Origin of the sequence: Zobellia sp. OII3 (assembly GCF_002211465.1) — a bacterium.
GTDB lineage: Bacteria > Bacteroidota > Bacteroidia > Flavobacteriales > Flavobacteriaceae > Zobellia > Zobellia galactanivorans.
Genome location: NZ_MWRZ01000002.1, coordinates 305,161 through 325,431 on the forward strand (window position 1 = coordinate 305,161; position 20,271 = coordinate 325,431).

At 42.7% G+C, this 20,271-nt stretch carries 16 protein-coding genes; 7 read left to right on the plus strand and 9 right to left on the minus strand.

The genetic code is table 11. The features are described 5' to 3' along the window. Positions 1-17: 17 nt before the first annotated feature. The 5 genes from B4Q04_RS08435 to B4Q04_RS08455 all read right to left on the minus strand — a co-directional run bounded on the left by B4Q04_RS08435 (position 18) and on the right by B4Q04_RS08455 (position 4,738). On the minus strand, positions 18-473 hold the full coding sequence (locus B4Q04_RS08435; protein WP_013995436.1) for a DUF6146 family protein: 456 nt from the start codon (positions 471-473) through the stop codon (positions 18-20). 106 nt (positions 474-579) lie between these two features. Beyond that, a complete protein-coding gene (locus B4Q04_RS08440) occupies positions 580-1,212 on the minus strand; it encodes a DUF937 domain-containing protein (protein WP_088696549.1) in 633 nt (210 codons plus the stop codon). A gap of 287 nt (positions 1,213-1,499) precedes the next feature. After that, positions 1,500-2,450, minus strand: a complete 951-nt coding sequence (locus B4Q04_RS08445) for a D-2-hydroxyacid dehydrogenase (RefSeq protein ID WP_013995438.1) — start codon at positions 2,448-2,450, stop codon at positions 1,500-1,502. Between the two features lie 106 nt (positions 2,451-2,556). Beyond that, on the minus strand, positions 2,557-3,621 hold the full coding sequence (gene serC / locus B4Q04_RS08450; protein ID WP_013995439.1) for a 3-phosphoserine/phosphohydroxythreonine transaminase: 1,065 nt from the start codon (positions 3,619-3,621) through the stop codon (positions 2,557-2,559). 76 nt (positions 3,622-3,697) lie between these two features. Beyond that, complete coding sequence (locus B4Q04_RS08455; RefSeq protein ID WP_088696550.1) at positions 3,698-4,738, minus strand: acyl-CoA reductase; 1,041 nt, start codon at positions 4,736-4,738, stop codon at positions 3,698-3,700. 130 nt (positions 4,739-4,868) lie between these two features. On the opposite strand from B4Q04_RS08455, the gene B4Q04_RS08460 reads away from it, so the two are divergent. Further along, on the plus strand, positions 4,869-5,222 hold the full coding sequence (locus B4Q04_RS08460; protein ID WP_013995441.1) for a 4Fe-4S dicluster domain-containing protein: 354 nt from the start codon (positions 4,869-4,871) through the stop codon (positions 5,220-5,222). 152 nt (positions 5,223-5,374) lie between these two features. Here B4Q04_RS08460 and B4Q04_RS08465 read toward each other — a convergent pair whose 3' ends face one another. The 3 genes from B4Q04_RS08465 to B4Q04_RS08475 are packed head-to-tail and all read right to left on the minus strand — an operon-like array spanning position 5,375 to position 10,298. Beyond that, a complete protein-coding gene (locus tag B4Q04_RS08465; RefSeq protein ID WP_088696797.1) occupies positions 5,375-8,632 on the minus strand; it encodes a TonB-dependent receptor in 3,258 nt (1,085 codons plus the stop codon). A gap of 35 nt (positions 8,633-8,667) precedes the next feature. Beyond that, the gene (locus B4Q04_RS08470; RefSeq protein WP_013995443.1) at positions 8,668-9,663 is read right to left on the minus strand and encodes a FecR family protein; all 996 of its coding nucleotides are present in this window, start codon (positions 9,661-9,663) and stop codon (positions 8,668-8,670) included. 56 nt (positions 9,664-9,719) lie between these two features. Then, on the minus strand, positions 9,720-10,298 hold the full coding sequence (locus tag B4Q04_RS08475) for an RNA polymerase sigma factor (RefSeq protein WP_088696551.1): 579 nt from the start codon (positions 10,296-10,298) through the stop codon (positions 9,720-9,722). Between the two features lie 281 nt (positions 10,299-10,579). Here B4Q04_RS08475 and ychF point away from each other — a divergent pair, with 281 nt between their 5' ends. The 3 genes from ychF to B4Q04_RS08490 all read left to right on the plus strand — a co-directional run bounded on the left by ychF (position 10,580) and on the right by B4Q04_RS08490 (position 15,031). Then, positions 10,580-11,674 carry a redox-regulated ATPase YchF gene (ychF, locus tag B4Q04_RS08480; RefSeq protein WP_013995445.1) on the plus strand — a complete coding sequence of 365 codons (1,095 nt, stop codon included), beginning with the start codon at positions 10,580-10,582 and terminating at the stop codon, positions 11,672-11,674. A 210-nt stretch (positions 11,675-11,884) separates the two neighbouring features. Next, positions 11,885-14,212, plus strand: coding sequence for an ATP-dependent helicase (locus B4Q04_RS08485; protein ID WP_013995446.1), 2,328 nt, complete (start codon positions 11,885-11,887; stop codon positions 14,210-14,212). 198 nt (positions 14,213-14,410) lie between these two features. After that, positions 14,411-15,031: an L-threonylcarbamoyladenylate synthase gene (locus B4Q04_RS08490; protein WP_013995447.1), complete on the plus strand. Its 621-nt coding sequence runs from the start codon at positions 14,411-14,413 to the stop codon at positions 15,029-15,031. A gap of 24 nt (positions 15,032-15,055) precedes the next feature. On the opposite strand, the gene B4Q04_RS08495 is transcribed toward B4Q04_RS08490, so the two are convergent. Beyond that, positions 15,056-15,862, minus strand: a complete 807-nt coding sequence (locus tag B4Q04_RS08495) for a DUF1853 family protein (RefSeq protein ID WP_013995448.1) — start codon at positions 15,860-15,862, stop codon at positions 15,056-15,058. A gap of 152 nt (positions 15,863-16,014) precedes the next feature. On the opposite strand from B4Q04_RS08495, the gene B4Q04_RS08500 reads away from it, so the two are divergent. The 3 genes from B4Q04_RS08500 (at position 16,015) to B4Q04_RS08510 (ending at position 20,228) form a co-directional block, all read left to right on the plus strand. Then, complete coding sequence (locus tag B4Q04_RS08500; RefSeq protein WP_088696552.1) at positions 16,015-17,412, plus strand: Gfo/Idh/MocA family protein; 1,398 nt, start codon at positions 16,015-16,017, stop codon at positions 17,410-17,412. A gap of 118 nt (positions 17,413-17,530) precedes the next feature. Next, the gene (locus tag B4Q04_RS08505) at positions 17,531-18,688 is read left to right on the plus strand and encodes a vWA domain-containing protein (RefSeq protein ID WP_013995450.1); all 1,158 of its coding nucleotides are present in this window, start codon (positions 17,531-17,533) and stop codon (positions 18,686-18,688) included. A gap of 70 nt (positions 18,689-18,758) precedes the next feature. Next, positions 18,759-20,228, plus strand: coding sequence for a magnesium chelatase (locus tag B4Q04_RS08510; protein WP_088696553.1), 1,470 nt, complete (start codon positions 18,759-18,761; stop codon positions 20,226-20,228). The last annotated feature ends 43 nt before the right edge of the window (positions 20,229-20,271 follow it).

Genomic DNA, 20,271 nt, shown 5'->3' on the forward strand with positions numbered 1-20,271 from the left:
TAGACAAATATAGGGAATCAAATTCTTGGTACAAAAGGCCCTAGTCGCTGATTGTATTTTCTTTGGAAATAAATAAAGTAATTATAGAGCTTGTAATTCACCTCGTAGCCGTAATCCGTATGGAAATCATAGTTGATCTGCTGCTCATAAAGATTGGGGTCATAGCGCATGGGCTGCATTACCCTTTGGTTGTAGTTGGTGACGAAAATCTGGTTTCTGCTTTCAAGAAACTCTTGGGAGTAATAGTTTCGGGGTTTGGCTATGCTCTCTAACCAAAAATTGAAACCGGGTTCAATGATGATAATTTCGTATTCGGTGGCATCGTCGGCAATTTTTACCGTATCCGCCTCCTTTTGACGAAAGGCAGCTTTCTCTTTATCGGATATTACGGTTTCTTTTGAACTTGAACAACTGCCCGCTATCATTACGAAAAAAAGACCGAGTGTGCCTAAAACTAAATATATCTTTTTCATAGCTTCATCTTTTAGCAGTATTGCAACAACTTCTATACCAATTTACAAAAAAAAAAGCCGCTTGTATCAACAAACGACTTTTAGTGATTTTGCAAATGTAAGTGGTCTATTTTCCGAAGAGACCACCTAGCATACCGCCAATTCCTCCTTTTTTACCACCAAGGGCCATAGAGGCTACATCGTCAAGTATACTTCCGTCACCGTCGGAATCTAAAAAAGATTCGATCAAAGACTGTTGTTGGTTACCGGAATCACCGCCACCCATCAAGTTTCCTAAAAGGTCGCCAATGCCATTGGAATCGCTAACGTTCTGTTCTTTGGTCTGTTTTCCTAGGTATCCTAATAGAATAGGGGCCGCTACTTTCAATATGGTAGCAACGGAACCTGCATCCATTCCTGACTTTTGGCTTAATGCATTTTCAACCTGAGTCTGTTTTCCCCCTAGGACATGACCAAGAATACCTGCACCATCGTCCATTACCGATTGATCCACACCTCCACTGAAAAGTCCGCCAAGATTATCTAAGATACCCCCGTCGTGCTTGCCCGATAGGGCGCTCATCAATCCTTGTGCTCCCTCGGGAGAAGACGCATTTTTTTTCATTGCGCCCATTAAAACGGGGAGGGCCATACTAAGCACACTACCGGTTTGGTCGGTAGAGTTGCCCGTTTGGCTGGCTACGCCGCTTATTAATTGTTTGCCCATAGGGCTGCTTAGTAAGTCTAATAATCCTGACATAATGTTTAGTGTTTATGTGTTTATGTGTTTATGTGTTTATAATTGATTAACAATTTACGAAAAGATTCGGTCAAAAATACTAGAAAGGAAGAAGAACCCTTATAATCTCTTGCCCAAACCTTCATTATACAAAATATACCTATCTGATTCGTAATGAGTTGCCGACAAGAATTCCGTAGAAAAGCGAAAAAAGTCTTGTGGTTTTATCCGTAGAGGTTTAATTGAAAAAAATCCCCGCCGAACGATACCTTGTTCAACGAGGTTATGGTAAACGTATTGTACTCGACTTATTTTAATAGTGTAATGATCTGTTCTGCCAATTCGGTGGAAATACGGTTCTGTGCTTCACCGGTTGCGGCACCTATATGGGGTGTAAGCGAAATATTCGGGTGCATCAATATCCTAATTTCAGGTGAAGGCTCCGATTCATACACATCAAGTCCCGCAAAGGAGACGTTCCCGTTTTCAAGGGCATCTACCAAAGCGACTTCATCGAGTACACCTCCACGGGCGGCATTTACGATACCGACCCCAGGTTTCATTTGCTCAAATTCCTTTTTTCCCAAAACATAACTTTTTTGAGCAGGAACGTGAAGCGTAATAAAATCGGCGGTTGAAACCAATTCGTCCTTAGTTTGTGACTCAAAATCAAAAGTTAGCGATCGTCCGTCGAAAAAGGGCAGCTCGATCGATGCCTTTTCAAGAAATGGATCGTGGTAAATGACTTTCATACCTACGCCCAGTGCGATTTTGGCCGTGGCCTGACCGATTCTTCCAAAACCGATAATACCCAGGGTCTTTCCCCGTAGCTCCATTCCGGCAGCGTAGGATTTCTTCAATTGCTTGAACTTGCTATCACCTTCAAGCGGCATATTCCTATTGGCATCGTGCAAATACCTGACTCCCCCAAAAAGATGGGCGAACACAAGTTCGGCCACGGATGAAGATGAAGCCGAAGGGGTATTGATAACATGAAGCCCCTTGCCCTTGGCGTATTCCACATCAATATTGTCCATTCCGACCCCGCCTCTTCCTATAAGTTTTAGGCTAGGGCAGTTGTCGATAAGGTCTTTACGCACCTGTGTGGCACTGCGCACCAACAGACCGTTTATTTGATTATCGTTAATGAAATTCTGTAATTGTTCTTGGGCCACCCTAGTGGTCAGTACTTCAAAACCAGAATCTTCAAGTACTTTGATGCCCGCTTGGGCCATTCCGTCATTTGCAAGTATTTTCATTTGATTCAAATATTGGTTTGTATTGAAATAAAAAGGCCGTCCGTCGGCAAGGCATGTACCAACGGTCGTCCTTTTTTATGATCTTAATTTTATAGGGAACAGGCTGTTATCCTTTTCTTTCCATTTCGCTCATCACATCTACCAAAACCCCTACACTTTCTAGGGAAAGGGCATTGTACATAGAGGCGCGATATCCACCTACGGATCGGTGACCGTTGATTCCGTTGATTCCGGCTTCCTTCCAAAGGGCATCGAAGGTTTCTTTTAGCCTATCATCGGCCAGGTTAAAGGTAGCATTCATGTTCGAACGGTCTTCTTTCTTGGCAAAACCTTGAAATACAGGATTCAGATCAATTTCAGAATAAAGCAATTGCGCCTTCTTCTCATTGATTTCCTCAATCGCCGCAATACCACCCAAGTCTTTGAGCCACTCTAATGTCAACATAGAGGTATAAACCGCAAATACCGGAGGGGTATTGAACATACTATCTTTGGAAATATGCACTTGGTAGTCGAGCATACTTGGGATTTTTCTTGAGACCTTCCCTAGAATATCATCTTTTACCACGACCAAGGTTGTACCGGCGGGGCCCATATTTTTTTGTGCTCCGGCGTAAATCAGGTCAAATTGGGTGAAATCAAGTTGTCGCGAAAAGATATCGGAACTCATATCGCAAACCAAAGGCACATTTGTCTTTGGAAATTTCTTGATCTGCGTACCGAAAATAGTATTGTTCGAAGTCAAATGAAGATAGTCTAAACCTTCGGGTATGGCATAGCCTTTCGGGATATAGTTAAAGTTCTCGTCTTTTGATGATCCAACTTCCATAATATCCCCGAACATTTTAGCCTCTTTAATGGCCTTTTCGCTCCAGGTACCGGTATTTAAGTACCCTGCCTTGTTTTCAAGAAGGTTATAGGCCGTCATAAGAAACTGCATACTTGCCCCACCTTGAAGAAAAAGTGCTGAATATCCTTTGCCTTCCAAGCCCAAAAGCTCTAGGGCAAGACTACGTGCCTTTTCCATGACTTCAACGAAGTCTTTGCTTCTATGGGAAATTTCTATAAGCGAAAGTCCCGATTCGTTAAAGTCCATTATAGCTTCAGAAGCTTTTAGAAATACCTCTTGCGGTAGTACACAGGGTCCGGCACTAAAATTGTGTTTTTTCATAAGGTGTAAAATAATTTAAGAGGATAAAGGTCTTGAATTTAAGGGAAAACGTAACTATTTATCACGAAAAATTCCATTAGTTTTTTAACAGGAAGTCAACAGTGTCAAGGTTGTCGGCGTAGTCCGTTAGCGAGGGTTGTTGGGTCTTTCCAAAAGGTATTTCCCCCTCTACGACACCTTGCCCCACAATGCACTGTAGTTCATCCGTGTCAGACGCAAGCCCTTCCTTCAATGAAGAAAGGTCCTTATAACGTTCGTAGAAGAGCGAAGCAATAGGGGAGCTATAGCTTTTATCTTCCTTAAGGATCAAAAATCCGTTATCGAGTATCTTAAACTCCGACATCAGATAGACCGCTTTATTGTAATCGTAGTTATTCGCATATTTAACGTGCTCTACAATAGGGTGGTGGGGGTACACGGCCTTAAAAAGCGTATCGAAATCATAGGTATCGGGAACAAATATCTTACTGACACTTCTACACCCCAAACCGTAATAACGGAATACATCTTCCCCTAGGGCATTGAGCTGTTCCGTCGATTCGTTTCCGGTCAAAACGGCAACCGAGTTTCTGTTTTTTCGAATAATATTGGGTACCTTACTGAAATAGTGCTCAAAATAGCGGGAGGTATTATTGCTTCCTGTAGCGATTACGGCATCGAAGCCCTCTAGACGCCCATCGGAAATTTCAATGCTGTCTTTTAAGGAAGGTTCAATAGAAACCAAGTAATCCTTAATAAAGATATTGAGCACATTATCGTTGGAAGACAATTTGGCCAACACCTTGTTTCCGGTAATGAGTACCGACAGAAAGTCGTGAAACCCAACTAAGGGAATGTTTCCTGCCATGATCAGGGCCACCGTTTTCGGGCGGTTCTGTTTGACGTCGTAGGCAGATAGCCAAGCGGTAAGATTTTCATCGGTAAGCAATTCGCCCCAGCTTTTGAGTGCGTGTATTACATTTTCCCGGGTAAACCAACCATTTTTATGTTTGGATAGGACAATGGCCTCGTCTAATTTTCGCGACCATTCATCGTTTGGTGTTTCCAATGTAACAAACTCCCTAAGAAAGTGGCCGAGTTTAACAAAAGCAATAAAAGTTTTGTGATGGTCGTTCATATATTTGTTCAAAATTGTATTCCGAAGTACCTTTGTGCAAAAGTAAGAATACTGAATCGATTTTTGCTTTTAAGATTAAAATGAAAATATAACGAACGGGTTAAAGTCCGTTCAGCTTAATAAAACGAATATGGCGATAGTTATAACGGATGAATGCATCAATTGCGGGGCTTGTGAGCCTGAGTGTCCGAATACTGCAATTTACGAAGGAGCTGATGAATGGCGTTACAGTGATGGCACTTCTCTCGAAGGGGATGTTGTGCTTCCAAACGGTAAGGCGGTGAACGCAGACGAGGTACAAGAACCGATCAGTGATGAGATCTATTATATCTCACCTGATAAATGCACCGAATGCATGGGCTTTCATGAAGAGCCACAGTGTGCAGCGGTCTGCCCGGTAGATTGTTGTGTGCCTGATGATGAACACGTAGAGTCGGAAGAGACCCTTTTGGCCAAACAAAAATTCATGCACCCCGACAGCTAGGGCGTTGGGCTAATTTTTTAATCGAAAGACATTACATAGAAACCTGGGCACTGCCCGGGTTTTTTGTTTCTTGATATTCACATAGACAAAATAAAAGCCGCCTAGTTATAGGCGGCTTTTGTTCAAGCAATAATATACTTAAATGTAATAGCTTAGAACTTATAGTTCAACGATAAGTTGAACATGGTTCCTAATTGACTGAAATGGTAGCCGTCATAAGTCATTTGAGAATACCTTTGGTTGAAGGTAATCAGGTTAGAAGGCGAATTCACGACCGCGGCACCATCTAATATTGCCTGACCGGTTGCCGTAGCATCAACAAAACTCCATTCGGGCAATACATTAAATAAATTGTTGACATTCAATGCAATCGTAAACTTTTCGGTTGCATTAAAATTTATCCCTAAATCGGTCACGATTTTTGGGGTAAACTCTGTACTCAAATCAGAACCACCATCTGCTGCGGCCCCTGCAGGAATATCGGCAGCATTAATAAAAATGTCTTCAAGGTCTTGCAATCCTTGTTGTTGGAACCTTGTTTTTCCGAAATAGGTATTGTTCAGGGAGAAACCGAATTTATTGATATTATAGTTTATTCCAAAAATCCACTTCGTTTCAGGACGAGAAGTAAAAAACAAGGCCTCTTGGGTTCCGTTCACTACGGATTGACCTGAGTTTTCCACTAGAGGAATGTTCTTGACCGGACCATCAAGTTCGTTTTGAATCGTATAGTTTCCCGATAAATTCAAATCTAGACTACCTGCCCCAAGTGCAATGCCCCTATAAGCAAGAACTACATCTACACCCGAAGTCCTTGTATCAATGGCGTTCGAGAAAAAGCTAACATCACTTAAATTATTGTTCGCCAAAAGAACGTCTAACGGGTTGGCAGCATCGCCGCTTCCTCCAATTTCATTCCCCAATACAATTCTATCTTCTACGGCAATATTGTAGTAATCGAAAGTATAGCTGAATTTATTGGCTATTTTCCCACCAAAGCCAATGGTAAAGTTCGTAGACGTTTCGGCATCCAATTGCGGTATGCCCAAAAGTTTGGCTTGTGTAGACACGTTGTTGATCAAACCACCTACTTGAATACCTTGACCGGGAACAAAACTATACTGGGCTTTCTGAGTGTAGATCTGATGTAAGGTAGGCGCCCTAAATCCAGAAGAGATCGAACCTCTTAAGGTAAACGCATCAGCCACTTTGTAACGTGAGCTAAACTTATATACAAAAGCATTGCCAAAATCAGAATAGTTTTCCGTTCTAATAGTACCACTTAACAAGAACGCATCGGTTACATCGTAATCTAAACTTAAATAGCCCCCAATGTTATATCTATTGAATTTACCGGAGTTTTGTGGAGAGGCACCCGCAAATGAATCGGCACCGCCACCATCATAAGAAGCTAGCTCCCCTTCTATGATTTCAAAAGTTTCTGTTCTGAACTCAGCACCGACACCTATACTTATTTTATCGGATAGCAATCTTGAGATATCAATATTCCCAACGTTGTGTGTGAATTTGGTTCCACCAGGATTGAAGGATTGTTGACTATTTTCACGATACAACTGCGAACCTTCCGTGATTTCCCCATCATCTACCGAACCATTTCCATTGGCATCGAGAAAGACCGAAGGGGAGTATACAAAATTAGAATTGTGTGAATTATTGACCTTATAGGTCTGTAAGTTACCACCAGTGGTAAAACTAGCGTCTATATTCCAATCATTAATGGTCGACTTGAATCCGATAGTACCGTTATAATCACTAAGCAAACCCTCAAAGGTAGGTACATAACCTACATAAGCGCCGTTAGGGCCATCAGGAAAAAAGTCGGTCAAGTAGCTCGAATAATCCGTTCCGTCAATATCAAGCGGTGATAATGACTCGGCTTGCCTCCAGTAGGGGGTTCTATAGTTGGCAAAACTGTTTACCGCCTTATACACATAAGCTGCATTTCCGTATAGTTGTGTGTTATCACTTAAATCATAGCCGAAATTGACCGAAAATTTGGCCGCTGCCGTTTCTGGAGAACCATTGATGTTGCCCGCATCAGGGGTTTCTGCCAAGAAGTTGTTTACCAGGTTCAACCCTGCCTGGTTTCTAGCGATCAAACTCGCTTCATCATGTCCGTTTTCGTAGTTTTCCGTATCCAGCGGGTCCCGATAAACAAAATCGGCGTATTCACCGCCGGCATCTACCGTTCCAGGTCGATTGGCCTGGTTTACTTTAGATAAATCAATGGTGTAATTGATAAAACCCTTGTCTTCACCTATTGAACTTCCATTATTCAAGGATACCCCGAACATTTCACCGTCACCTTCCGAGGTAATTCCCGTACGCACCGTGGCGGAACCTTCATTGGGACTATCTTTAAGGATGATATTCATAACACCGGCAATGGCATCGGAACCATATTGGGCCGAAGCACCATCCCTAAGGATTTCCACTCTTTTTATGGCGTCTGTCGGTATGGCGGAAATATCCGCACCGGTTTCACCACGTCCCGGTGAGGTTTGTGTGTACAAAAGGGCACTCAAGTTCTTACGTTTACCGTTTATCAAGATCAGGGTCCTACTTGGACCCATATTACGAATTTCATAAGGATCGAGTAAGGAGGTGGCATCGTTTACGGGTGTTTGAACCGTGTTGAACGAGGGAATTCTATACTGTAAAGCTTTATCAAATGTCGCTTGCCCTGTAGAAGTTAATTCCTTGACACCCACAACGTCAACGGGTAACGGTGTATCCGTGTTGCTTCGAGGAGCGGTTCGCGACCCTACAACAATAAACTCCTCCAATTGTACGCCCTCCCTAAGCGATACGTTTATAACCGATTTTCCCGCTACCTTTTTTTCCGTGGTCGGAAATCCTATATAACTATAGACCAAGGTGGCATTATCGGAAACCTCAATGGTATAATTTCCGTCAAAATCGGTAGTAGTACCATTGGTCGTTCCCTTTTCCACCACATTAACACCTGCTAGCGGGTTGCCATCTTGATCTTCAACCTTTCCAGAAACGGATTGCTGAAGTACGGATAGATCCAAAGTGGTAGTGTGGCCCAAAGTATTAAGAAAAAGCTTCTTAGTTTTTATTTTCTCGGCTTTCTTGTGGTATACGACATAATAGCTATTGCCCAAATACTCAAAGTCAAAACTGGTTTTACTCTCGAGTTTATGTATGATTTTATTGAGCTTATTATATCGGTATTCCTCAGGATTTAGATTCTCCCCAGATATAAGGCTGGCATTATACGTAAAAAAAACCTTGTGTTTTTTACTTATCTCGGCGAGAAAATCGGAAAGGGTAACGTAATTTTTCGCTTCCCTGTCAAGGTTTTTGTCCGAAGCCTGAATCGGAATACTTCCGATCAACAGGCTAGCGGCTAACAGTGTTTTCATAATAGTGTTTCTCATAGTAATGATTTGATTTTGAGTTAATTTTTAAACATTAAAAGTCTATTGTCTTTCTCGACAATTCGGGTTCCTGTCGATTTTTCTATAGCCGACAAACAGATTTTTAGATTTTGGTTGGGGATGCCTCCCGTAAGTTTTTGATGTTTTAGTTCTTCGTCAATGAATTCCGTTTTTAGGCCATAGGCCTGTTCTATATTTTTCATGACCTCATATACCGAGGTGTTGTTGAATATATAGGTTCCTTCACGCCATAAGGAATAGGAAAGTTCTTGGGTCACCCTGTCATGGGTTATGGCCTTGTCTTCATTGGAATACGATACCAATTCGCCCGGTTTCATTTTTTGGGAGGTGCCGTTCCCCAGCAAAAGCTCAATGCAGCCTTCATCTAAAAGAACGCCGGTCTTATTGTTTCGGGTGCTTACATGGAATTGTGTTCCGAATACTTCTACCTTTAAATCTTTGGTATTCACCCAGAATTTGGCTTTGGTAGAGGGAATGGCTTTTACCTTAAAGTAAGCCTCTCCCGATAGATTTATATTTCGGGGGCTGCTTTTGTCATAACTTATTTGAGAATTACCGTTTAAGATGACAGACGTACCATCGGGCAGTTTTAAATCGATGATTTCCCCAAATAGGGTAGTGTGGGTAACCGTGGTATCGGCAGGTATAAAAATATAGGCCAAGCTTATCATGAGAACCAAGGTGGTCGCCATTGCCATATATTTTACGGTAATGAACGAAAATCTTTCCTTATTAATACTTTTTTCTTCCACTTCTACTAGGGCTAGTATATCGCTAAGGGCTTGATCTATTTTAGTTTCCGAAACCTGGGTCTTGTTGAATTTGATACCTAATATTATAGCCTTGGCATTGTACACCGTTTCTATTTTATCAGGATGTTGCCCAATCCATTTGTTCCAGAAGGCCACATCGTTTTGATTATGGTTCTTTGCCCAGTTTACGAACGATATATCGTCGATCAGTATCTCTAAGAGGGATAGTTCTTCTTTGCTCATAAACAGGGGCTTCACTAATAAAGAGGCTAATGTTTATTATTTATACCCTATTATTTTTAAGTTTTTTCAAAGACCGCCGATATTTCTCGATCTTCGATCTCATTTCTTAGTTTGGTAAAGGCCTTCTGCAAGGTGTTCAATACGCTTTGATAAGATATATCCATAACCTCCATGGTATCTTTTGTAGATAGGCCACTATAGTATTTTAAGTAGATGACTTCTCGCTGTCGTGTGGAAAGTGAGTTAAGTAAGATGGCCAGGGTTGTCGTCTTGATATGGCTCAATTCTTGTTCGATTTTCAATTCTTCGGGTGAAAATCCAAAAGACTGACCTAATTCAAATGACGTATCATAAGAACTAAATTGCCGTTCCTTTTTCAAACTTTTTAGAATTGCCCTTCGAAAAGAGGTAAATAAGTAAGATTTTACGTGGTCAACTTTTCTAATTTTTCCTCGATTTTTATGTAAGTAGATAAAAAAATTTTGAAGACAATCCTCAGTAATAAATTGGTCCGAAGAGATTTTTATTCCGTAACTGTAGAGTTGTGGATAATAGGTTTTGAATAATGAAGAAAAGGCGTTTTGATCTCCTTCCGTAAATAATTCCCATAAAGATTTTTCAGAAAAGGTGTTCATATTTTAGATCTGGGCTTGGCCTAAATATATGCAATGATTACTAAAATAACGTTAAATGTTTTAATTTAATTTGTCATTTTTGACTATTTCATGATTATATGTCAACGATACACTTATTTTTTTGAAAATATTTCAACACGGACTACAGCACTTAAATCTACTTATAAGACCTAAGCAAGAGGAGAGTAGATTTATTAAAAATACCAATTCAAAAAGTTATCTTTGCACCCTATTTTAGAAGCCCTTTTTAATTTATTCAAACTTTAATTACAAATTTCAAGATGAAAGCAGGTATTGTAGGATTGCCAAACGTAGGAAAATCAACTCTGTTCAATTGTCTTTCCAACGCCAAGGCGCAAAGTGCCAATTTTCCTTTTTGTACGATAGAACCAAATATCGGGGTGGTAAATGTTCCCGATGCCCGGTTAGAGAAATTGGAATCATTGGTAGATCCAGAACGTGTTTTGCCCGCAACGGTTGAAATCGTAGATATTGCCGGTTTGGTAAAAGGGGCTAGTAAAGGGGAAGGACTGGGAAACCAGTTCTTGGGAAACATTCGTGAAACCGATGCTATACTACATGTACTCCGTTGTTTTGACAATGACAATATTGTTCATGTCGATGGTTCCGTCGATCCGATAAGGGACAAAGAGACCATTGATATGGAACTTCAATTGAAAGATCTTGAGACGGTAGATAAAAAACTGGACAAGGTAAAGCGTGCCGCCAAGACGGGTAATAAGGAAGCCCAAAAAGAAGAAGCGGTGCTCTTGAAGCTGAAAGAAGGTTTGGAAGCGGGAACTTCGGTTCGCGCCATCGATATATCGGAAGACGATAGAAACGAATTTGTAAAACCCTTGCAATTCATTACCGATAAGCCTGTAATGTATGTTTGTAATGTAGATGAAGATGCCGCCGCTACAGGAAATGACTATGTAGAAAAAGTAAAGGCCGCCGTTGCCCAAGAGAACGCCGAAGTAATCGTCTTGGCCGTTGGTACCGAAGCGGATATTACCGAACTTGAAACCTATGAAGAACGCCAAATGTTCTTAGAAGACCTTGGTTTGGAAGAACCGGGTTCGGCTAAATTGATTCGTGGCGCCTATAAATTGCTCAACCTTGAGACCTATTTTACGGCGGGGGTCAAGGAAGTTCGTGCATGGACGATTCCCGTTGGCGCTACCGCTCCTCAAGCAGCTGGGGTAATCCATACCGATTTTGAAAAAGGATTTATCCGCGCCGAGGTGATTTCTTATAAGGATTTTGTTCAATTTGGAAGTGAAGCCAAAGTTAAGGAAGCGGGTAAGATGCGCGTAGAAGGCAAGGAATATATCGTGAAGGATGGCGATATCATGCACTTCAGGTTTAACGTATAACCTGCTTTTCCCCATTTTTACAAATTTATCGTTATATGCGGCTACCGTGTTGCACGGTTGAACGCATAGAGCGGCACGCACTCCCATGCCTCGAACGGACTCCCTGATTTCGACATAAACGGAACCCTCTGTTTATAAAAGAGGTCAACTATGTTTTAAGGTAAACCTATTTATGGTTAAATTCACCGCTACAAAAAATACCCTAGTAAATTGGATAATTTTATAGATGAACTGAACGACGCCCAAAGGGCTCCCGTTCTGCATAAAGATGGCCCCTTAATGGTCATTGCCGGAGCCGGCTCGGGCAAGACAAGGGTGCTTACCTATCGTATAGCCTATTTGATGCAACAAGGTGTTGATGCTTTTAACATATTGGCATTGACTTTTACCAACAAGGCCGCACGTGAAATGAAAGAGCGTATCGCCAAGATTGCGGGTAGGGCAGAGACCAAAAACCTTTGGATGGGTACCTTTCACTCCGTTTTTGCCAAGTTATTGCGGTACGATGGCGATAAATTGGGCTTCCCGAGTAATTTCACCATATATGACACCCAAGATTCGCAAAGGCTGTTGGCTTCCATTATCAAGGAAATGGGACTCGACAAGGATATCTATAAGTACAAACAGGTGCAGAACCGTATATCCTCATACAAGAACAGCCTGATTACCGTAAAGGCCTATATGCAGAACCCTGAACTGGTAGAAGCCGATGCCATGGCCAAAAGGCCAAGAATGGGAGAAATCTACCAGAACTACGTAGAGCGTTGCTTTAAGGCCGGTGCGATGGACTTTGATGATTTGTTGTTGCGCACCAACGAGCTATTGAACCGCTTCCCCGAAGTGCTTATGAAGTACCAAGACCGGTTCCGATATATTTTGGTAGATGAGTACCAAGATACCAACCATTCCCAATATTTGATCGTAAAGGCCCTAGCCGACCGCTATCATAATATTTGTGTGGTGGGCGATGATGCACAGAGTATCTATTCTTTCCGCGGGGCGAATATCAGCAACATCCTCAACTTTCAACGCGATTATGAAAATGTGGGCATGTACCGCCTTGAACAGAACTATAGGTCTACACGAAATATCGTAAATGCGGCCAACTCCATTATCGAAAAGAACAAAGACCAGTTAGAGAAAGTGGTTTGGACCTCGAACGATGACGGCCCTCCGATCAAGGTACACCGCAGTACCACCGATGCCGAGGAAGGGCGTTTCGTAGCCGGATCCATTTGGGACCATAAGATGAACGAACAGATGGGCAATGGCGAATTTGCCGTGCTCTACCGCACCAACTCACAGTCCCGCGCCATAGAAGACGCCTTACGAAAGCGCGATATTCCATATCGTATCTATGGGGGACTATCCTTTTACCAACGGAAGGAAATCAAGGATGTTTTGGGATACTTGCGATTGGTAATCAACCCGAAAGACGAGGAGGCCCTTAAACGGGTCATCAATTTCCCGGCAAGGGGTATAGGACAGACCACCCTTGATAAACTTACGGTAGCGGCCAATCATTACAACCGTTCCATTTTTGAGGTTATTCAGAATCTCGATAAAATTGATTTAAAAATCAACGCGGGCACCAAGCGAAAGCTACAAGATTTTACCACCATGATCCGCAGTTTCCAGATCATGAACGAAACGACCGACGCCTTTACCTTGGCCGAACATGTGGCCAAAAAATCCGGACTCCTTTTAGAGTTTAAAAAAGACGGAACGCCAGAAGGTATCGGTAAAATGGAAAATATTGAAGAGTTGCTCAACGGTATAAAGGATTTTGTGGAAGGACAGAAAGAAATTGCCGATGCTACAGGAAGTATTAGTGAATTCTTGGAAGATGTGGCCTTGGCAACGGATTTGGATAACGATAAAGGCGATGATGACCGTGTGGCCCTAATGACCATTCACCTGGCCAAGGGATTGGAGTTTCCCTATGTTTATATCGTAGGTATGGAGGAAGACCTCTTCCCTTCAGGAATGAGTATGAATACCCGTAGCGAATTGGAAGAAGAGCGAAGGTTGTTCTATGTGGCCCTGACCCGGGCCGAAAAGCAAGCCTATCTTACCTATACACAAAACAGGTACCGATGGGGCAAACTGATAGATGCCGAACCCAGTCGGTTCTTAGAGGAAATCGATGAGAAATACATAGAAAACCTCACTCCGATCGATACCGGCTATCGGTACAAACCTTTATTGGACGGCGATATTTTCGGAGAGGTGGACAAAAGCAGGTTACGTCAGAACAAACCGGTGAAAGGCACCCCGCCAAGTCGAAAAAAACCGAATGAAAACCAGCTTAGAAAGCTGCGGAAACTCAAACCGGACCTGGCTACGCCCGTGGGCAACACCAATTCGGTAGACCCCAATCTGGCAGAAGGCTGCCTTATCAACCATACGCGATTTGGTCGAGGAAAAGTATTGAAAATAGAAGGTGTGGGCAATGACCGAAAGGCCGAGATCCAATTTGAAAAGGGCGACGTAAAGAAATTATTGCTTCGCTTTGCCAAATTGGAAGTTATAGGTTAGGTGACGATTCATTACACTATAAACAAAGCCCCAAGAAATAGATTCATGGGGCTTTGTTGTTTTAAACCATATCATTGCTTTTCCTTAAAAGTGAATAAATAGACAGAAAAACAATCCCATAAGGCAGGGGGTGATCCATAGGGTTTGAGAGAAGAAAAAAATGTAGTAATTTAGATAAGGTCTTATAAGTGAAATGCTATGGCAGAGTTTATAAAAATATATAAGGACAATCCGAACCCAAAGGAAGTAAAAAGGGTAGTCGATGTTTTGCGCAAGGGCGGGCTGATCATTTACCCAACTGACACGGTCTATGGCCTAGGTTGCGATATTACCAATTCGCGCGCCTTGGAAAAGATTGCCCGAATCAAAGGAATTAAATTGGCCAAGGCCAACTGGTCTTTTATCTGTGCCGATTTAAGCAATCTGTCAGATTACGTTCGTCAAATCGATACGGCCACCTTTAAAATTCTCAAAAGGGCCTTACCGGGGCCCTATACCTTCATTCTTCCGGGTAACAACAATCTCCCCAAAGATTTCAAGAAGCGAAAAACCGTTGGAATCAGGGTACCTGACAACACCATAGCCAGGGCACTGGTGGAAGGACTGGGCAACCCCATAGTTTCTACTTCCATTCGTGATGATGATGATCTGTTGGAATACACCACCGACCCGGAACTCATTTTTGAAAAATGGGAGAACTTGGTCGATATCGTAATCGACGGCGGTTATGGCGATAATGTGGCGTCAACGGTTATCGACCTATCGAATGGGGAAGCCGAAGTCGTCAGGGAAGGTAAGGGAGATATAGACATATTTTAAACCTAGGCCCTTCACAGGTCTTACTTACCACCAGGCCACAAATAGTTTTTCGAATTGGCCATCCGATTTTTTCAGCCAGACCATGGGGGCACTTGTATTTTCGATACGTAGGCGCACTTCTTTTAAAATTTCGGAATGGGAAGACCAATCAACGTTGTTGTGCGGTGCAACGACCCATTCCGATTTAATGGGCAGGTAATAATGGTAGGTTTTAAAATCGGCGGTATCAAAGTCCTCCAACCGAAGCCAATACCCATAAACACAAGCTGTATTTAAAGGTTCTATATGAATATGGGGCTTTTGAAAGGGCATGAACAATTGGGCCTTAAAACAGGCTTGATGAACAATGGCTTCATGGTCGATGCCTCTTTCCGATAAAGCCTTGATACCACTTTCCGTATGCAAAAGGGCAAACTGCCTATCCCTTATCTTTTCCATTTTACTAAAGAACAAATCCCTACGGTTAGGGCCGACCAATCGGTGAATGGGCTCTGGTAGGCTCGGGTCTACGATATAGAATTTATAGGTCAATTCCACATGTATCAATTTTTTCGTCTCCCTATGCCGTAGTATAAAGTCAATTTCGCCAATGGTCCGGTTATGGTCTTTGATCGGCAGATTGTGCAGCAGTAGTTCGTAGGTAGTGTCATGAATCAACAAGCGGGAGAATACCTCTTCCATTTGATGGCCAAGGCGCATTTTTTTTAAAATTGGTCGTGGAGTAAATCCATGCAAATCGATATCGGGAAAAACGAATTGTTCTATTCCGAATTCCATTTCCCTCCATAAAGCAGGGGTAGCCAAAAACCCGAAGCACTGTTCTTTTATCATCTTTTACGAAGGTAGGTTCTCTTAAGGGCCTTTCAAAAAAATAAAGGGCCCTTGGCACTACTTTTTGAATTGCAGTATCCTATATCTTCAAATTACCTAAAACTTCTTTATATTGTAGACTCATTTCTACAAACAACCACAAAAAAAGACAGATGAATTCGAACAGAAGAAATTTCCTAAAAAAAACCTCATTGGTAGGGGCCGGCATCGCATTGGCACCGAATATTTCCCAAGCTATTTTTTTAGGAACGGACAGGCCTTACTCGGCCCAATACATGGGAGGCTTTGCAGCACCTAAATTAGACAAGGTGCGTTTTGCCTTTATCGGGGTAGGAGCTAGGGGATCTGGACATGTGTCTCAAATTGCGGCAATAGAAGGTACAGAGGTCGTTGCTATTTCCGACCTCTATGAAGACTTGGCCAAAAAATCCGCAAATGTCTGTAAAGAAGTCGGTAAAGGTCAGCGACATAAGAAGGTGAAATTGTATACCGATGGTGAGAACGATTGGAAAAAAATGCTGAAGGAAGAAAAACCCGATGCCGTAATCATCGCAACGCCTTGGGGATTACACGCCCCTATGGCCATCGCGGCCATGAATGCCGGCAGCCATGCTTTTGTAGAAGTACCATTGGCATTGACCTTGCAAGAAATGTGGGACATTGTTGACACTTCGGAAAAAACGAAGAAACACTGTATGATGATGGAAAATGTCAACTACGGCAGAGATGAGCTGTTGTACTTGAACATGTGTAGAAAAGGGGTAATCGGGGAATTATTGCATGGCGAGGCAGCCTATATCCATGAATTGCGTTTTCAAATGAATGAGGTAGACCGTGGTACAGGTTCTTGGAGAACACCACATTATGCCCATAGAGATGGAAATCTCTATCCAACCCATGGTTTGGGTCCCGTAGCACAGTATATGAACATTGCCCGTACAGAAGATAACTTCAAGTTTATCAATTCGTTCTCATCTCCCGCAAAGGGCCGTAAACTGTATGCCGAAAAGAACTTCCCTGCAGATCATAAATGGAATAAATTAGATTACAAAGGAGGGGATATCAATACCTCTATCATTAAGAGTACTTTGGGCCGTACCATTATGGTACAGTGGGACGAAACCAGTCCACGCCCCTATACCCGTCACAATATGATTCAGGGAACCAAGGGCACTTTGGCCGGCTTTCCGACCCGAATCGCCTTGGAAGGTGGTGTTGAAGGTGCTACGGAAGACCACCATCACTGGGCAGAAGGCGAGGGCTTGGCCAAAATTTACGAGAAATACGAACATCCTTTATATAAACGGGTAGGTGAACTGGCCAGAAAGATGGGCGGTCATGGCGGAATGGACTTTATAATGTTATTCCGTATCGTTGAATGTTTAAGAAACGGGGAGCCTTTAGACCAAAACGTTTACGAAGGTTGCCTATGGAGTGCGGTTTCGCCCTTAAGCGAAGCTTCCGTGGCAGCCAATGGGGCTCCACAAGAATTTCCTGACTTTACTCGGGGCGCCTATAAAACGACAGCGCCCTTGGGAATCATAAGCTAAGCACAACCTTCCCCATAAAATAGCAAAGGAGCAAGGCTTTGTATGTGCTAATAGTCCGTAACCGTTAACATTTCCTAAAAAGGGAGGTGTTGACGGTTTTATTAAGTAATTTTATGTTATGGCTATGAACACGAGAAAAGGGTTCCGGTTTTCAACCTATGAAGCACCGGAACAAACTCCCTTTGAAAAACTTTTTGATATTTTTCAAGAGCTCATTACCCATACTTCGGGTGATTTTGACGAGGCTATAGATTGGCTGCGTGAATTGGACAAGGAGTATGAACTGACCGATGATGAATATACGATCGATGATTTCATAGAGGAGTTAAAGGCAAAAGGATACATTCAGGAGGAATTTGACGATGATCCTTCCGATGGAGAAGGGGATGAGGGCGATGAAAACGGTGGAAAGGGAAATATTTCCATTACCGCCAAAATGGAACGCCTGATCCGACAAAGGGCTTTGGACCAAATTTTCGGAAAAATTAAGCGCAGCGGCTCGGGAAATCATAAAACGGGAAAATCGGGACAAGGCGATGAGCATACCGGAGATTTCAGGGAATACCGTTATGGCGATGGCTTAGAGCATATTTCCATGACCGAAAGCTTGAAAAATGCACAAATCAACCATGGTATTGGCAGTTTTCAACTCAATGAGGAAGACCTGGTCGTAGAAGACACCCAACATAAGGCACAGATGAGTACGGTGCTGATGATAGACATCAGCCATAGTATGATTCTATACGGGGAAGACCGTATTACACCCGCTAAAAAAGTGGCGATGGCGCTGGCAGAATTGATTACGACCCGCTATCCCAAGGATACCCTGGACATTCTGGTTTTTGGCAACGATGCCTGGCCCATACCCATTAAAGACCTTCCCTACCTAAAAGTCGGACCCTATCATACCAATACGGTAGCGGGACTCCAATTGGCCATGGATATCTTACGGCGTAAACGGAATACCAATAAGCAGATTTTTATGATCACCGATGGAAAACCCAGTTGTCTAAGGCTTCCTGACGGTACTTACTATAAAAATAGTGTCGGTTTAGATGATTACATTGTCGAGAAATGCTACAATATGGCACGGCAGGCCAGAAAACTGCATATTCCGATTACCACATTTATGATTGCCCAAGATGCCTATTTAATGCAATTTATCCGGCATTTTACCGAGGCGAACAAGGGCAAGGCCTTCTTTACGGGATTAAAAGGATTGGGGGAAATGATTTTTGAGGATTATGAAAACAACAGAAGAAAACGGCTAAAATAAAAATTAGGGATTTAGGGAAAGCTGAAGCTTCATTTTGAAACGATATTGACTAGAAAAGCGATTGCGATATATGAAATTAGATTATAAAAATATAAATACCCTAGGCCAGCTAAAAGCTGCCGGGTACCAGACCAAGAGTATCAAAGATGAGTTGCGGGACAACCTTATCGAAAAAATAAAGAAAGGAGAAGAGACCTTTACGGGAGTTTGGGGTTATGAAGATTCGGTGATTCCCGAATTGGAAAGGGCCATTCTGTCTCGTCACAACATCAATTTACTTGGGTTGCGCGGACAGGCTAAAACCCGTTTGGCCCACCTAATGGTGAATTTATTGGATGAATACATTCCCGTAGTGGAAGGTTCAGAAATCAATGACGACCCTACAAAGCCTATGTCTAGATATGCCATGGAGCTTATCAAGGAAAAAGGGGATGACACCCCAATTTCTTGGCTGCACAGGGATGAGCGTTTTGCCGAAAAATTGGCGACACCCGATGTTACCGTGGCCGATTTGATAGGTGATGTCGACCCCATAAAGGCGGCAAACCTTAAATTATCTTATGCCGATGACAGGGTAATCCATTTTGGAATGATCCCCCGGGCCAACCGTTGTATCTTCGTAATCAACGAACTACCCGACCTTCAGGCTAGGATCCAGGTGTCTTTATTCAATATTTTAGAGGAGGGTGATATACAAATTCGTGGATTTAAACTGCGATTGCCCCTAGATATTCAATTTGTGTTTACGGCAAACCCCGAGGATTATACCAACAGGGGAAGCATTGTAACCCCTTTGAAAGATAGGATCGGCTCACAGATCTTGACCCATTATCCCGACGATATTGAAACGGCGAGAAAAATTACGGAACAAGAAGCCCGTCTAGATGAACGTCAAACAAATTCCGTCTACGTTCCCGATATTGCCAAGGACTTGTTAGAGCAAGTGATTTTTGAGGCCAGGGAGAGCGAATATGTAGATGCCAAGAGCGGGGTAAGTGCCCGTACGAGCATTACCGCTTTTGAAAACCTTTTGAGCACTGCCGAAAGAAGGGCCCTATTGACCGATGCGGAAAGTACCATGGTGCGCTTGAGCGATTTTATGGGAATCATTCCCGCTATTACCGGAAAGATCGAACTGGTCTATGAAGGGGAGCAAGAAGGTGCCGATGGCGTTGCCGAAATACTGATCGACGATGCCGTAAAACGTTTGTTTCCCAAATATTTTCCCGCCATTAACAAATTGGAAAGAAAGGATGCCCAAACGCCGTATGACGGACTTCTAAGCTGGTTCTTTCAAGGGGAAGGCTTTGAGCTTTTAGATGAGTTTACCGATGAGGAATACAAACGTAGTTTGGATGCCATTCCAGAATTGAACCAATTGATAAAGGAACATCAACCCGATTTTCCCAAGGCGGATGTATATTTCTTAAAGGAATTGATCTTATGGGGACTCGTTTCACACAATAAATTGAGTAAAAACCGATTTTCGGAAGGTTACCAGTTTAAAGACCTTTACGGAAGCTATATCGATAAGCTGTAGCAGCTTACAGTCTTAAAAAACAAAAAGCCCTCTCTTAACGAAA

What these genes read in the sequence shown, in the direction of transcription:
- B4Q04_RS08435 (WP_013995436.1), bottom strand. Translation starts at nt 473, where the DNA reads ATGAAAAAGATATATTTAGTTTTAGGCACACTCGGTCTTTTTTTCGTA.
- B4Q04_RS08440 (WP_088696549.1), bottom strand. Translation starts at nt 1,212, where the DNA reads ATGTCAGGATTATTAGACTTACTAAGCAGCCCTATGGGCAAACAATTA.
- B4Q04_RS08445 (WP_013995438.1), bottom strand. Translation starts at nt 2,450, where the DNA reads ATGAAAATACTTGCAAATGACGGAATGGCCCAAGCGGGCATCAAAGTA.
- serC (WP_013995439.1), bottom strand. Translation starts at nt 3,621, where the DNA reads ATGAAAAAACACAATTTTAGTGCCGGACCCTGTGTACTACCGCAAGAG.
- B4Q04_RS08455 (WP_088696550.1), bottom strand. Translation starts at nt 4,738, where the DNA reads ATGAACGACCATCACAAAACTTTTATTGCTTTTGTTAAACTCGGCCAC.
- B4Q04_RS08460 (WP_013995441.1), top strand. Translation starts at nt 4,869, where the DNA reads ATGGCGATAGTTATAACGGATGAATGCATCAATTGCGGGGCTTGTGAG.
- B4Q04_RS08465 (WP_088696797.1), bottom strand. Translation starts at nt 8,632, where the DNA reads ATGAAAACACTGTTAGCCGCTAGCCTGTTGATCGGAAGTATTCCGATT.
- B4Q04_RS08470 (WP_013995443.1), bottom strand. Translation starts at nt 9,663, where the DNA reads ATGAGCAAAGAAGAACTATCCCTCTTAGAGATACTGATCGACGATATA.
- B4Q04_RS08475 (WP_088696551.1), bottom strand. Translation starts at nt 10,298, where the DNA reads ATGAACACCTTTTCTGAAAAATCTTTATGGGAATTATTTACGGAAGGA.
- ychF (WP_013995445.1), top strand. Translation starts at nt 10,580, where the DNA reads ATGAAAGCAGGTATTGTAGGATTGCCAAACGTAGGAAAATCAACTCTG.
- B4Q04_RS08490 (WP_013995447.1), top strand. Translation starts at nt 14,411, where the DNA reads ATGGCAGAGTTTATAAAAATATATAAGGACAATCCGAACCCAAAGGAA.
- B4Q04_RS08495 (WP_013995448.1), bottom strand. Translation starts at nt 15,862, where the DNA reads ATGATAAAAGAACAGTGCTTCGGGTTTTTGGCTACCCCTGCTTTATGG.
- B4Q04_RS08500 (WP_088696552.1), top strand. Translation starts at nt 16,015, where the DNA reads ATGAATTCGAACAGAAGAAATTTCCTAAAAAAAACCTCATTGGTAGGG.
- B4Q04_RS08505 (WP_013995450.1), top strand. Translation starts at nt 17,531, where the DNA reads ATGGCTATGAACACGAGAAAAGGGTTCCGGTTTTCAACCTATGAAGCA.
- B4Q04_RS08510 (WP_088696553.1), top strand. Translation starts at nt 18,759, where the DNA reads ATGAAATTAGATTATAAAAATATAAATACCCTAGGCCAGCTAAAAGCT.